This window comes from Pseudoalteromonas haloplanktis ATCC 14393 (assembly GCF_000238355.1).
GTDB classification, from domain to species: domain Bacteria; phylum Pseudomonadota; class Gammaproteobacteria; order Enterobacterales; family Alteromonadaceae; genus Pseudoalteromonas; species Pseudoalteromonas haloplanktis.
The window spans coordinates 270,510-284,207 of the sequence record NZ_AHCA01000005.1 but is presented as its reverse complement, the minus strand read 5'-3'; the positions used below and the strand labels follow the sequence as shown (position 1 = coordinate 284,207).

Genomic DNA, 13,698 nt, shown 5'->3' with positions numbered 1-13,698 from the left:
GCCGGGTTAGTCCGATTCTATTGCAAGCAGTAAAGAAAAGTCGCGATCGCTGGATTTAGAAGTGGTGACGGTAAATTGTTGCCAAAATTCTTGTTTGACCAATTGATCATTTAGCTCACGCCACTGAGTGTGACCAAAGTCATCAATATCTTGTGGTGCTACAAGCTCAAATTTACAGACCGAACTTTTACATTGCGCACTTACTAACTCAGGGCTAATGCTAAGATCGGCCATTTGCAAAAAGTCTTTCATGGCTGTTTCTGTGCGGTAAGCCCACTCTTCGTTACGGTTTTGTTCGTCAAATTTAGTCAATAATGCTTGTTCAAGATCTGAAGGAGCTGTTAGACGTTTTTCATATGTTTTTACCAGCTTTCGCTGCGCTTCCAATTCAACTTGAAGCTGTGCTAACTGGGTTTCAAGTGCACGAGTATTTTCTACATCTGAAGAGGGGGTTGAAGATTCTAATACATCGACTTCTGCTGTTTGGCTGTGTTTACTTACTGCATGATCAGAAACAGATTCTAGGCTAATAGATTGTGCTTCTGTTACAAACTTTTGATAGGCTTGCTCTGATTGAGCATCATCTGCAATAGCTGCCAATTGAGAGAATAAAATGACACCAAAGAATATTGAAGCACAGGCAACACCCGCTATAAAAGCTAACAATAAAGCAGTAAAATTATTTTTCATCATATTTTGGCATTCCTTTACTGCTTTTGTTTATAACTTACAATCAATTTGTAATCAATACCTTGGCTGCATTGTCAAAGGTGGTTTATAACATAGCACTGGTATGTGATTCGTTTTGCGGCTCGTCAACGTCTAAAAAGTTTTGGTTCATGCTTTGCGCAGGACAAGGGCAATTTGGTTTACCAACAATTTTAGCCGGCACGCCCACAACTGTGGTGTGCGGCGGCACAGCACTTAGCACAACAGAGCCTGCGCCAATACGCGCGCCCTCGCCGACTTCAATATTTCCGAGCACTTTTGCACCCGCACCAATTAGGACACCTGCGCGAATTTTCGGATGACGATCACCTTTTTCATTACCAGTGCCCCCTAAAGTGACTGATTGTAAAATAGAGACGTTATCTTCTATTACCGCAGTTTCACCAATCACTATACCAGTGGCGTGGTCAAACATAATACCATGGCCGACTTTACAAGCAGGATGGATATCAACGCCAAATACTTCTGAGGTACGGCTTTGAATAAAGCGAGCGAGCTCTTTACGGTTTTGTAACCATAGGCAATGGGCGAGTCGATGAGCTTGAATTGCATGAAAACCTTTTAAGTTTAAGATCACAGTTAAATAAGTATCGGCAGCAGGGTCGCGATCTTTAACCGCTTTAATATCATGAGCAACGTGAGTAAGCATGCGATCGCACTCAACAAAGGCTTGGTCAAACAATTCACGAATAGTAAATGCGGATACCACAGCATCAGACAATTTATTCGCAACGATAAAACTCAACGCAGATCCTAAACACTCATGATTTAAAATGCATGAATACACATGACTTGCCAAAAGAGGTTCACGGGTAACGACTTCATTTGCTTCTGCGCGAAGCTGTTGCCAAATTTCATGACGCATAGGACGGCCTTTAATTAATACGAATATAAGCTTTTGTGCAGTTTAACGGATTTCATGGCGTATGTGTTAACACTGTAATTATTTGTTCTGGTTATTAGATATAACGAAACTTAAAAACCCTAAACAAGAATAATCGCCCCTATTTAAGAATCGTTGTAACGACAGTAAGCATAGTAGTAAAAAATTTATAAAGTTAAATTAAAAGCTTAAAATTCAAAAAGTAACAAACATGACAGCTTAACTGTCATATGACAAAATAACCACTGGCATAAAGCTGACGGCGAAAATAACAATTACAATCGCTAAATTAGCATCATCAACTTAACAAGGAATATGATGATGAAAAACGACATACTCAACACAAAAAAACTTGGCTATAAATTTTACTTTCAAGACGGTGACGATCAAATAGCCTGCTTTGGTAGTTACTTTACTGGCAAAGAAGAAGTCTATGTTAATGATGAATTGGTCAGTGAAAAGCGCAGTATTAATGTCACGAGTAAACACCAATTTGAACTCTCAGGTAATACTTTCAACGTTAAATTTGAAATGCACAATATTTTAACTGGGAGGCTTGAGTGCTCACTTTATAAAAATAAAAAGTTAGTTAAAAGCTTAGAGCAAACAACTATATTTAGTAATCCTAAAAAATCGGCTCTTTTTATTGCAGGGTGTTTTGTTGTTGGCTTTACTGTTGGGTATATTATTTCAACAGTAGCTTTGGGGAAATAACCATGCAACTTAACCCCAAAACTATAAAAGCATTAAGGCAAAAGCTTGATTGGACTCAACAACAACTTGCCGATGCCTGCGACGTGAGTTTACGCACCATCCAACGCGTTGAAAAAGAAGGTGCTGCATCGAAAGAAACCACCATGGCTTTATGTGCAGTGTTAGAAGTACGCCAAGGTGAGTTAATAAAACTTGAGGAAAATACAGTTTCAGTTGCTCAGACACACACTTTAAATACGCAAAGTATCACAACAATTTTAGCGCTGTCGTCCATTGCCAGCTTTGCGCTTGGTATGATCACTGTATTTTTGATTATGAAATAAGGGGTTTAAACGATGTCAAAAGAATCGCGAGGACACATCACGTTAGTGCTTATCGTCAGTGCAATTATACTTTTTGGATTAGGTGTAAAAATTGGCGCGATGTTATAAAAATGCCCCAATAAATGGGGCACTTTAATTAGCTTAATTTATATCGCTTTTATTGAAACACTTTATCTACTGCAACTACTTCGATGTTTTTCGCAGGAATTGCCAGTTTATAGTCAGCAATCACTTTATCTTCAGCTACTAACTCTACTGGCTTTTCTGCGTTATACACCATTGGCGATGTTTGCTCTGACGCTAAGCGTTTTTGCATATCTTTGCCATCACCGGTAATAAACACATACTGGATATCATCAGTTTGTAAATTATCTTTAATGACACGATTAACATCAGCTAAAGTCAGCTTTTCAAGCTTACTCGTTACATATTTCACAAACGATTCAGTGTTATAAAACTCGCTATCAAGTGCGTAACCTAATTGACGATTTTGACTAGCGACCATTTGCGGCACAAAGTTGATTAAGAAGTTACGCGTTGCGTCAAAGTCTTTTTCGGTCATGCCATTTTTGATCAGCTTATCAAGTTCAAATAAAGCCGTACGTGTTGCAAAGTGCGCATCATTATTTGAACGCAGTGGGCGCAACCACACTTGGAATATTTGTTCAGAGCGACCTAGGTTGGCGTCAGGTTTTGTTTGGAACATACCACGCGGGAAATACTCAATATAAGCATAATCGCCGTAGTTCATACCACGGGTTTGGCGAATACGATTATATAAATATGCATTTGAGCTACGGTGCTCACCAAAGTATGAACGCACTAACCAAAGTGCTGTCCAATCTTCACTGCTACGTATGGTATCAATAGGGAAACCAAATGATACCGCGGTAGACTGTGCTGACTTTTCAACAATTGTTGCATGGTGACCTTTAAGCACTGGTGCATCAGGAATTGATAAACGGCTTTGCTGACCTTTTGGCAACTGGCTTAAATCTGCAAACATGGTTGTTTTAAGTGAATCTGGCACAGCGCCAATTAGACCAACCGTTAACTTAGCCTGAGTAAACTCTTTTGCGTAAAACGCTTTTACATCATCCAACGTTAGCGCTTCTAGATCAGATAAATCACCATAGTTATAACTTTCATACGGGTGACCTTGGTACAGCTTATGGTAAAGCACTTCTTTACCTAGCTCTTCATCATTCGACGCTTTAAGTCCTGATTTTATGCCATCAATCAGCTCTTTCTTTAAACGCTTAAAGTCATCTTCTCTAAAGCCAGGGTTTAGTAACTGCTCACTAACCAATGCGTACCATTTAGCCGCATTATCTTTATGAACACGCCCTTGCAGAGAAATCATTTCTTTATCAATCTGATAACCAAAGCTACCTGCCAACGGATACAGTGCTTGTTTGATATCGTTATAGCTCTTAGATTCTGAGCCACCTTGCGCAAGCATGGCTGCGGTTAGTGCTGCAACCCCTTTTTTGCCTTTTGGATCAGCCGCAGCACCGGTGTGGAATAACCAGTTAACATCAATTAATGGTGAGCTATTGGTTTTATCAAGCACTTTAAAGTGACGCTCTTGTACTGTGTGCTTACTTGCAACAAGGGAGTTTAAGTCTACTTCTTGCTCAAAGCCTGCCACTGTATCAAGCGCCGACATAGTCACCGTAGTACGGCTACTATCAACAAAATACTGATTGGCAATATCTTGAATATCTTGCGCGCTGATACTGTCAGCCGTTGCATATAATTGATTTACGACTTCTGGGTCGCGCTCAAAATGCATGTAGCTTGCAAGGGTTGATGCAATTGCTTGTGATGAATCTAAGCCGTTAATAAAGCTGTATTTTAAGTTTGATTTTAAATCAGCTAGTTTTTGGCTATCAACTAACTCCGTACGCGCTTTAGCGTAAGTGTTATTGATCGCATCACGCGCTTTAACTAAGTCTTCTTCGTTTTCTACTTTGACAAATACATGTAACAAACCTGGATCTTTTGTATCTGGGTTGTAGGTAAACATTTGACTGGCAATTTGCTTATCAACCACTAACTCTTGATATAGTTCAGAGTTATTTGAGAAATAAAGCTGCGACAGTAAATCAAGGGCTGCGCGGTCTTTTTTCTCTGGCTGCCATGCAGCCCCTTTATACGACACTAATAACCAATGCCCAGGTAGGCCTTCATTCTGCTCATGTACATATTTTGCTGCTTGTTGTTTAGGCTCAGTTGGGATATCAGCAACGTAATTACCTTTTTGCCAGCCACCCCAGTGCTTTTTAACCATCGCCATCGTCTCTTGCGGATCGACATCACCCACAATCACTAGCGATACATATTCAGGCTTATAAAACTTTTCAAAAAACTCTTTACCGTAAGCCATTTGATCAGGCATCGCTTCGATATCTTCAAAAAAGCCCATAGTGGTGTGCTTATAGGTATGCTTGTCAAAAGCTTCATTACGCACAGCTGAAAGTAACTTGCGAATTGGGCTGGCGTTATTTTTAAGGTATTCACCTTTTACAGTTAATGCTTCCGTACGAAATTGCTCTTCTGAATACGTTAAGTTTTGGAAAATATCAGCTTCAATCTCAAGTACTTTATCAAGGTGCTGCTTTGAAAAGTTTAAGTGATAATTAGTATAGTCATTAGTGGTATAAGCCCGGTTATCAACTCCTGAGTTTTTTAAAATGTCTGAATACACATCTTGTGGGAATTTTTCAGAGCCTTTAAACATCATGTGTTCAAAAAAATGTGCAAAACCCGTTTTACCCGCTTCCACTTCGTTACGAGACCCCACGGAGACAGGTATTTGTAGTGATACCACATCAGGGTAATCAGTTTTCACCACCATAACCCGTAAACCATTCTCAAGCTCTTCCAATAGGTAATCTTGTGAAAACACACGGTCATTGCTACTGGCAACCGTTGACTGTTCAATCTCAACTTCTTTAACCATATTAGAGCCGCTGCTACTTGCACAGCCACTTAGTGCCAGCGTTACCGCCAAACTTGTTGCTAATAATTTAAATTTCATTGTTATCCCTTGTTAGTTGAATATTTTTTTAGTTATAAAATTTTTATACCTTTATGATTATGCAACAAAGTGAATCAATATAAGACCCCTAGGCCAATGAATTATGTAAACAGTTGTGTATTGCCTGTCCCCAAAAACCAATTGAACATGAGATAAATTCATATTCATTGAGAAAGTTTCATTAAAAAAATCTATCTAGACGTCTAAATGGCTGCTATATTACCAAACATAGAACGTTAATTGGCTGGAATGAGGATTATGGCTTTATCATTACAAGAGAAAATTGAAGATACCAATCAGGGTGTTTACTTAATTGGCACAACTCCACCGCGTATTGGTACCGATAAAGCCCAGCTTGAAACCATTGCCCAAAAGCTGTTAGGCCGTTTACATGAAATAGAGTATGACGGTGTTGTTATTTATGACATTCAAGACGAGAGCAGCCGTACTGATAAGCCACGCCCTTTTCCATTTAAGCAAACCGTTGATCCACGTGAATATAGCCATTTATTACGCAGCTTATCGCACCTAGATGTGATCACCTATAAAAGTGTTGCACAACGTGGCGAAGCAGAATTTAAAGCGTGGTTAAACGAAACAAAGAACGACTTTGATTTAAAAAACTTGGTATTAGTTGGCAGCCCATCATCTGATGGCGATATAAAGTTAAGCTTACCTAATGCTTATAAAGCACTCGCAGAGCAAGCTGATGATTTCTTTCTAGGCGGTGTAACCATTGCTGAGCGCCATGCAAGTAAACGTAACGAGCATGAGCGTTTACTTGAAAAAACCGCACAAGGTTGTCAGTTTTTTATCTCGCAAGCGGTTTACAACGCACAAGACACCATTGATTTGATCACCAGCTATGCTCGCAGCTGTAAAGCGCAAGGTATTAAGCCAAACCGTATCATTTTGACTTTCACCCCATGCGGTAGTGAGAAAACCTTAGACTTTATGCAATGGCTAGGTATTTCAGTGCCTGAAGCGACCAAATGGCGCATGCTTGATGCCGAAAACCCATTAAGCGAATCAGTACGCATTTGCCGCGAGAACCTAGATTCAATTCTAAAAAGTTGTGCCCATTTAGATGTACCACTAGGGCTAAATATTGAAAGTTTAACCAACCGTAAAGAAGAGATTGATGCGTCAATTAACCTTTATCGTTTGTTAAAAGCGACAATGGAATTAAATTTAGCTGAAAAGCAGATAGCTTAGGTTCGGGCTTCGGGCTTCGGGCTTCGGGCTTCGGGCTTCGGGCTTCGGGCTTCGGGCTTCGGGCTTCGGGCTTCGGGCTTCGGGCTTCGGGCTTCGGGCTTCGGGCTTCGGGCTTCGGGCTTCGGGCTTCGGGCTTCGGGCTTCGGGCTTCGGGCTTCGGGCTTCGGGCTTCGGGCTTCGGGCTTCGGGCTTCGGGCTTCGGGCTTCGGGCTTCGGGCTTCGGGCTTCGGGCTTCGGGCTTCGGGCTTCGGGCTTCGGGCTTCGGGCTTCGGGCTTCGGGCTTCGGGCTTCGGGCTTCGGGCTTCGGGCTTCGGGCTTCGGGCTTCGGGCTTCGGGCTTCGGGCTTCGGGCTTCGGGCTTCGGGCTTCGGGCTTCGGGCTTCGGGCTTCGGGCTTCGGGCTTCGGGCTTCGGGCTTCGGGCTTCGGGCTTCGGGCTTCGGGCTTCGGGCTTCGGGCTTCGGGCTTCGGGCTTCGGGCTTCGGGCTTCGGGCTTCGGGCTTCGGGCTTCGGGCTTCGGGCTTCGGGCTTCGGGCAATAATGATAAGCGACATAGAATAAGTCAGCTCAAGTATTTAGCTTCGTTTCCTTCTCATTGTGAAAAAAACTTAGTGAATTATTCACAAAGAGGTTAAGAGACGCTGCGCTTAAGAGTAATACAGATTCTAGTCCCGGCTTGCCATAGCATGTGATATCACCAGCCCCAAACTAGGCGCTTGGAGATGAACCGCCGATTGCGCTTCCTGTTAATCAAAAGTGCATGATGGGTGGTGTGGGCTGGAGGAGACCTCCGGCTACCCGATTAGCCGTGTTTAATATTATGGTGGCTCAAGTTCTCTATACGCTCAGCGAGCCAAACTTTGATAATTGACTGCCTTGTTACACCAACACGACTAGCTTCACGATCTAGCGAATCGAGCATCCATTCAGGAAAATCAACATTAACCCTTTTAGTTGTTTGTTTTGTTCGTTTAGCTTGAGATAAATCAAGATTAGCAAGAATGTCATTGCCATCATCAAATTCTTTATCGAAATCAGAAGCTTTCATAAAATTTAACCTCACTAGTTCTTGAACGTCTAACTGAAATTATACGGATATTACTATCTCTATAGGTTATTACAGCTGACCAATGTTTTCCGTTGTGAAATGCGATTATCACAAAGCGAGCTTCATCGCTGGTATTCGCAGGGATCTCGAGTAAGTCAGGATCATTCCACAGTAATTTAGCTTCCTCAAAATCGATACCATGTTTATCGAGATTAATTTGGCTTTTATTAGGATCATATTCAAAAATATACATAGAGTAAAAAGTATACCTTTTTGATGATAAACGCAAGTTTTGTGAAAAATGGCTAACGGGCCTGTAGCATAACTCGTTTAAAATTAATTTTTATTGATGGTTTAACCATGCCAATACTAAGCGCTAAGTTTCCCTCATTTACTTCTCATTCCCTTCTCTTTGTGTAAAAGATCTTTAATTGAATTATTCACAAAGAGGTTCAGAGACGCTGCGCTTTAGAGTAATACAGATTCTAGACCCACGAAGTATTTACGTGGTAATGACGCTATTTATAAGGTACAGCACGCACTAAAGTACGCAGTTTAATGAAATTGGGTGTTAGCGAACGACTCACCATTGCATGTGGTATCACCAGTACCAAAAGTAGGCGCTTGCAAGCGAGGGTCCTTGTCGAAGCTCAAAAACAAAAGGAATTAACATTGCGCTAGGCAATGACTACTTAGCGCCACAAGGTTTAGTGTCATTAAGAGTTATTTGGATCAATATTCATTACGGGAAATGAACCGCCCATTTCACTTCCTGCAAATAAAAAGCGCATGATAGGTGGTGTGGGGGCTGGGGGAGACCTCCGGCTACCCGATTAGCATTCATCTACACGGAACTTCGAAATCAACATGATAGTGTTCATCATGGCGTACCCAAGACCGTTTTTTAGAAAACTGAATGTTCGTTTTAAGGTATTCAGAATGCTTAGTTTTAAACAAATGTGGTTGTAATTCTGGATCAAATATCACCCGCCACAAACCAACACCTTGCTTTTTAGACTCTTTGTCCAACTCGACAATATGAGCTGCTAATGCATCATAATCGATTGTAAACTCTTCGTATTTACCTGAAGAATCAAATTCAATATTGTAGCCGAACTTATTAAAAGGGTTTGTAGGCAAATGATCTGATTGACCTTTCTCATTTTTCACTGGTGTCATAAAGTCTACAGACAAACCATTTTGATGCGTTTTATGAGGGCGGAATTTCCCACCGCTTTCGTATCCAGTTTCTGCATATTTATATACAGTATTTGGCATAGTTTCTTCTAAGTTTTTATAAGAGTTTATAATGATAGATTTGACGGTAGAATGCACATAAGTTCTGCCTGCTAGTCTTGCAACAGTACTATAACTGACGAAATTATTTCCATCACTTGGTAATTCAACACCATTCTCTAAACTTCCATTTGAAGTAGTGCCATGACAAACGCTAGTACTGGAATAAGCAACTTGACTGAACAATACGAAAGTAATTAATACTAATCTACTCATTAAATATGTGACTCATATGATTTGAATGCTAACGCTAAGCTAACGAGCAATAATACTGCGATAAAGTGCGCAGCACCGCAGTGTTATTGTCCCAGCGACCGAAGGGAGCGAGTTTAGCGCCTTGTTAGCTGCCATGCCGCGTAACCGAACCATCCCATTGTTGGTACGGCCCAAATTCTTTGTATTAGGCCATTATAAGGTTGAGGAATAAACCCCGCATAAATTAACCAAAACATTAAGACATGAAATAAAGATAACAGAACACAAAATGCTTCAAATTTTGACGATTTGACAATGTTCTTAAATTCTAGCGCCGTACAAACAGGTATAAGAATCATAAAGATTGATAAGTTGTACAATAAATGAAGTGGTGACTCCAAAGTCCAAATCCCTGCACTGACCATGCTACAACCAAGGAGCAAAGTAGTGAGTGAGGCTGCGGAGAACTTGTGTGGGCTTATTTTGAAAAGACCGACTGCAAACAGTGACATCGAAAGGCCAATCACTATATCCATTGCTCTGTGTATAAAAGCGAATATCGGTGCTTCAAGGGCCACGTGGCTGATACTTTTTGAAAGAACATCAAAGCCAGGAATAATAATGCCAATACCGATATTTACGATAGATGCTATCCAGATGATATGAGCTTGTTTAATCGTCAATTTATTGTCCAACTTCAAATTTACCTATTGGCAGCTAACGAGCCTGTAGATTAACTCGTTTTTAATTTATTTTTATTGATGCATTTACCATAGCCGAGTTCCTATTTTGATTCAATCGACATCTAACTTTCACGTCAAAAATATAAAAAGTGCATTTACTGTTGCTCTAATGGGCGTTTTGGAATGTATGACAGGTGTTTAAGTGGCTTATTTGTCAGAGGTAGCAGCTTACCTTTATTAATGCATCTTGTTTTGCAGCGTTTCTATATTATGAACTAAGCAATACAGTTGCCGCAGAATGAAGTGAAGGCATTCACTTTCGTTTGTCCGCGTAAGGTTAACTTGCTCATGCCTTTATTAGCGGTAATATTCAGCTGTTTATTTAAATGAGAGCAGGCTCTATAAAGCCTAGACGTTTGCCATTGCTTCAATAAATGCTGCCGTCCCATTGGGCTGTCTATTTTTTACCTTTATTTTAATTACTTAATGGTGGATTTAGATCACTGGATACGCCGTAGGATAAGAATGTGCTACTGGCGGCAATGGCGCTCTTTACAAAGGAATAGTCCGCACCAAAGTACGCAGTTTAATGAAATTGGGTGTTAGCGAACGACTCGCCATTGCATGTGGCATCACCAGTAAAGGTCCTTGTAGAAGCTCAAAAACAAAAGGAATTAACATTGCGCTAGGCAATGACTACTTAGCGTCACAAGGTTTAGCGTCATTAAGAGATATTTGGATCAATATTCATTTCAGGAGATGAACCGCCCATTGCACTTCCTGCAAATAAAAAGCGCATGATGGGTGGTGTGGAGGCTGGAGATTAGAGACCTCCGGCTACCCGATTAGATGCAACATTGTGCGAATCTGCTTTACTTTTATTTTTAAAGTATTTCTTTACAGTATTACAAACCTGTCCTAACTTAGCCTTATGATTTTTATAATGATATTCAGTGCTATGTTCACCTTCGGGGATAAGCATATCTACGAATAGCTCATTTTTATTTAAAGTTAAAATCTTATCCTCAACTTTTGTACCATACTCTAAAAAACTAGTTGTATTGTGCATGGTAGAGTGGATTACGCCATCTATGATCTCCCACTTATTCCAATACATAGTAACGTCTAAGGAATAAACTAATGAAAATGCTATTTCACATTTATCACCACTCTCTTGATATTCAATTACGCTATAATCCACGTGTTCATCATTATGATTAATAATCCAAGTTCCTAAAACATTCTGATTATTTATATTTTTTGCAATCACGAAATTAGAAAAAATGATAAATATTACAAATAATGTGAAGTTTTTAAGCATAATCTGAGTTGCACCTAACGAGGCTGTAGAAAAAGTCGATTTTGACAGACCATTTCCTCACCTTTCTTTAATTTTTATATTCTATCAACTGTGCCTTGGATGATTTGATTTTGCAAAGTTTTCTCTCTCTCCCCTTTGAATTTCTAGATATTTGCTTTTGTCCAACCGAAGTAAGGTGAAAAAGGACAGGCACATATTTTATATCATTTTTGCAAAAAAATTGTGCCTGTCCTATTTTCTTTACTTTTGACTTATAAACCAAAGTCATGCAGCCCTCCCCAATTGGTAATATTAAAACGCGTTTGACTTTTGCCTTTATTCTGAATATTTCGTATCTTGATGATCGTTTTTTGAATTTTTAGTCTTGATGGTGAATCAGAACAAACATTCTCTTTTTTACGAAGGTATTTAATTAGCGTATCAAAGACTAAATCTGGCAACTCCTGAGATAGCACCTGAATGATTTCAAAATTACCTTGATCGATCTTTTTGCTCATAAGAAAAGCAATATTTAGAGATTGGTACTTCATCCAAGCTTTTTCGTATTCTGATTCAGGCTCACGATTACCATTACAAACTTCAATAAAATTGGCTTGAGCTTCTGTTTCTGGCTTCAAGTCTCCTGAAGCGAGCGCTTTTAACCAATACCCCTTAGAATTAATTATTTTGTACTCTTTAGGAGTAAACCCTTCGATATCTCTGCCAACGAGATATTCTTTTCTCCTTGCTTGAATAATATGCTCGCTCTCTATCATATCACCCACATAACGAGCCTGTAGATTAACTCGTTTTTAATTTATTTTTATTGATGCATTTACCATAGCCGAGTTCCTATTTTGATTCAATCGACAACTGACTTTCACGTAAAAAATATAAAAAGTGGATTTACTGTTGCTTTAATGGGCGTTTTGGAATGTATGACAGGTGTTTAAGTGGCTTATTTGTCAGAGGTAGCAGCTTACCTTTATTAATGCATCGTGTTTTGCAGCTTTTCTATATTATGAACTAAGCAATACAGTTGCCGCAGAATGAAGTGAAGGCATTCACTTTCGTTTGTCCGCGTAAGGTTAACTTGCTCATGCCTTTATTAGCGGTAATATTCAGCTGTCTATATTTACCTTTATTTTAATTACTTAATGGTGGATTTAGATCACTGGATACACCGTAGGATAAGAATGTGCTACTGGCGGCAATGGCGCTCTTTACAAAGGAATAGCACGTACTAAAGTACGCAGTTTAATGAAATTGGGTGTTAGCGAACGACTCGCCATAGCTTGTGGTACACCTGCACCAAAAGTAGGCGCTTGCAAGCGAAGGCCCTTGCCACAGCTCAAAACAAAAGGAATTAACATTGCGCTAGGCAATGACTACTTAGCGCCACAAGGTTTAGTGTCATTGAGAGATATTTGGATCAATATTCATTACGGGAGATGAACCGCCCATTGCACTTCCTGCAAATAAAAAGCGCATGATGGGTGGTGTGGGGGCTGGAGGATAGAGACCTCCGGCTACCCGATTATGTTGCTGGTTTCCCTATCCAAGAACCTTTAACTTTAAGTTAGAACTTCCAGAAAGTTCAATAACACAATTTGTAATATTATTTTTTATAAGTATTAAAGCTAATGCGTCTGAACCTTCGTCAATGTTAGCAAGAGAATATCCTGACTTTTTCAAGAACTCATAGGGCATTGGTCCTATTTTTGAGTTATATAAAAAGTTTCCAATCGCATTATGTAGCCCCGCGGAAGAATATGCGGAAATTAAATCATCGAAACCTTTATTAGCTGAAAGAACGTTACCACTTAGTGAATCTAAGTATTTAATAGTTCGATCAGCTTCCTCTGAATGGTCTATGTATGCAATATAGTTACGGCATCTTAATTCGTTAATTAATACAACTTCACTGGTTAATTCCGTACCTGATTCAATACAGCGTTCGCTCAATTCTTCCTCATTATCAATGAAGTATTTATTATTGTCATTTATATAAAGCGATACTCTTTCGTGAACTTCAGGGTCGTTATCAGATAATACTTTTGCAAGCTCAATTAAAGGATTAGTTTCTACAGGTGTTTCAGTAAATGTTTCAACATTCTTATCTGTTGAATAAGTTGATTTAAACTTAAGTGATTTGAAAATCTTTTTAATCAATTTGAACTCCTTTAGTATGATTCAACGCCGCAAATAAACGGCTAAAAATAGTTGGCTATAATTTGTGAGGTACAAACAAAGCCAACTGTTTTTTGTCCGC

The 13,698-nt window shown here is 39.8% G+C and carries 14 protein-coding genes and 3 pseudogenes; 5 read left to right on the top strand and 12 right to left on the bottom strand.

The genetic code is table 11. The features are described from left to right. Positions 1-6: 6 nt before the first annotated feature. Together PHAL_RS0111910 and cysE are read right to left on the bottom strand one after the other, a co-directional pair. Complete coding sequence (locus PHAL_RS0111910) at positions 7-693, bottom strand: hypothetical protein (RefSeq protein WP_016708639.1); 687 nt, start codon at positions 691-693, stop codon at positions 7-9. 82 nt (positions 694-775) lie between these two features. Then, complete coding sequence (gene cysE, locus PHAL_RS0111905; protein WP_016708638.1) at positions 776-1,594, bottom strand: serine O-acetyltransferase; 819 nt, start codon at positions 1,592-1,594, stop codon at positions 776-778. 339 nt (positions 1,595-1,933) lie between these two features. Between cysE and PHAL_RS0111900 the strand changes: the two genes are divergently transcribed. Together PHAL_RS0111900 and PHAL_RS0111895 are read left to right on the top strand one after the other, a co-directional pair. Beyond that, positions 1,934-2,326 carry a hypothetical protein gene (locus PHAL_RS0111900; protein ID WP_016708637.1) on the top strand — a complete coding sequence of 131 codons (393 nt, stop codon included), beginning with the start codon at positions 1,934-1,936 and terminating at the stop codon, positions 2,324-2,326. A 2-nt stretch (positions 2,327-2,328) separates the two neighbouring features. After that, a complete protein-coding gene (locus PHAL_RS0111895) occupies positions 2,329-2,649 on the top strand; it encodes a helix-turn-helix domain-containing protein (protein WP_016708636.1) in 321 nt (106 codons plus the stop codon). 157 nt (positions 2,650-2,806) lie between these two features. Here the strand turns inward: PHAL_RS0111895 and PHAL_RS0111885 are convergent, their stop codons facing one another. Next, complete coding sequence (locus PHAL_RS0111885) at positions 2,807-5,692, bottom strand: M16 family metallopeptidase (protein WP_016708634.1); 2,886 nt, start codon at positions 5,690-5,692, stop codon at positions 2,807-2,809. A 258-nt stretch (positions 5,693-5,950) separates the two neighbouring features. On the opposite strand from PHAL_RS0111885, the gene PHAL_RS0111880 reads away from it, so the two are divergent. Next, positions 5,951-6,907: a methylenetetrahydrofolate reductase gene (locus PHAL_RS0111880; RefSeq protein ID WP_016708633.1), complete on the top strand. Its 957-nt coding sequence runs from the start codon at positions 5,951-5,953 to the stop codon at positions 6,905-6,907. A 799-nt stretch (positions 6,908-7,706) separates the two neighbouring features. Here the strand turns inward: PHAL_RS0111880 and brnA are convergent. From brnA to PHAL_RS24825, 5 genes and pseudogenes are all read right to left on the bottom strand, one after another. Then, positions 7,707-7,952, bottom strand: coding sequence for a type II toxin-antitoxin system BrnA family antitoxin (brnA, locus tag PHAL_RS0111865; RefSeq protein WP_016708631.1), 246 nt, complete (start codon positions 7,950-7,952; stop codon positions 7,707-7,709). Beyond that, positions 7,939-8,205, bottom strand: a complete 267-nt coding sequence (locus PHAL_RS0111860; protein WP_016708630.1) for a BrnT family toxin — start codon at positions 8,203-8,205, stop codon at positions 7,939-7,941. The genes brnA and PHAL_RS0111860 overlap by 14 nt, the downstream gene beginning before the upstream one ends. 587 nt (positions 8,206-8,792) lie before the next feature. Continuing rightward, positions 8,793-9,464 carry a penicillin-insensitive murein endopeptidase gene (locus PHAL_RS0111855; protein WP_016708629.1) on the bottom strand — a complete coding sequence of 224 codons (672 nt, stop codon included), beginning with the start codon at positions 9,462-9,464 and terminating at the stop codon, positions 8,793-8,795. Between the two features lie 113 nt (positions 9,465-9,577). Then, on the bottom strand, positions 9,578-10,126 hold the full coding sequence (locus tag PHAL_RS0111850; RefSeq protein ID WP_232321853.1) for a DUF998 domain-containing protein: 549 nt from the start codon (positions 10,124-10,126) through the stop codon (positions 9,578-9,580). Positions 10,127-10,363: 237 nt separating this feature from the next. Continuing rightward, positions 10,364-10,497 (bottom strand): annotated as a pseudogene (locus tag PHAL_RS24825) (transposase); the annotation flags it as partial. Between the two features lie 118 nt (positions 10,498-10,615). On the opposite strand from PHAL_RS24825, the pseudogene PHAL_RS23875 reads away from it, so the two are divergent. After that, a pseudogene (locus PHAL_RS23875) lies at positions 10,616-10,889 on the top strand (group II intron reverse transcriptase/maturase); the annotation flags it as partial. 60 nt (positions 10,890-10,949) lie between these two features. Here PHAL_RS23875 and PHAL_RS0111840 read toward each other — a convergent pair. The 3 genes and pseudogenes from PHAL_RS0111840 to PHAL_RS24820 form a co-directional block, all read right to left on the bottom strand. Then, the gene (locus PHAL_RS0111840) at positions 10,950-11,447 is read right to left on the bottom strand and encodes a hypothetical protein (RefSeq protein ID WP_016708626.1); all 498 of its coding nucleotides are present in this window, start codon (positions 11,445-11,447) and stop codon (positions 10,950-10,952) included. A gap of 251 nt (positions 11,448-11,698) precedes the next feature. Further along, positions 11,699-12,202 (bottom strand): DUF413 domain-containing protein, encoded by a 504-nt coding sequence (gene maoP, locus PHAL_RS23020; RefSeq protein WP_232321856.1) that lies wholly within the window; start codon positions 12,200-12,202, stop codon positions 11,699-11,701. A 212-nt stretch (positions 12,203-12,414) separates the two neighbouring features. Beyond that, a pseudogene (locus PHAL_RS24820) lies at positions 12,415-12,548 on the bottom strand (transposase); the annotation flags it as partial. 35 nt (positions 12,549-12,583) lie between these two features. Here PHAL_RS24820 and PHAL_RS24565 point away from each other — a divergent pair. After that, the gene (locus tag PHAL_RS24565) at positions 12,584-12,673 is read left to right on the top strand and encodes a group II intron maturase-specific domain-containing protein (protein WP_232321852.1); all 90 of its coding nucleotides are present in this window, start codon (positions 12,584-12,586) and stop codon (positions 12,671-12,673) included. 307 nt (positions 12,674-12,980) lie between these two features. On the opposite strand, the gene PHAL_RS0111820 is transcribed toward PHAL_RS24565, so the two are convergent. Then, positions 12,981-13,598 carry a DUF6630 family protein gene (locus PHAL_RS0111820; RefSeq protein ID WP_016708622.1) on the bottom strand — a complete coding sequence of 206 codons (618 nt, stop codon included), beginning with the start codon at positions 13,596-13,598 and terminating at the stop codon, positions 12,981-12,983. Positions 13,599-13,698 lie beyond the last annotated feature (100 nt).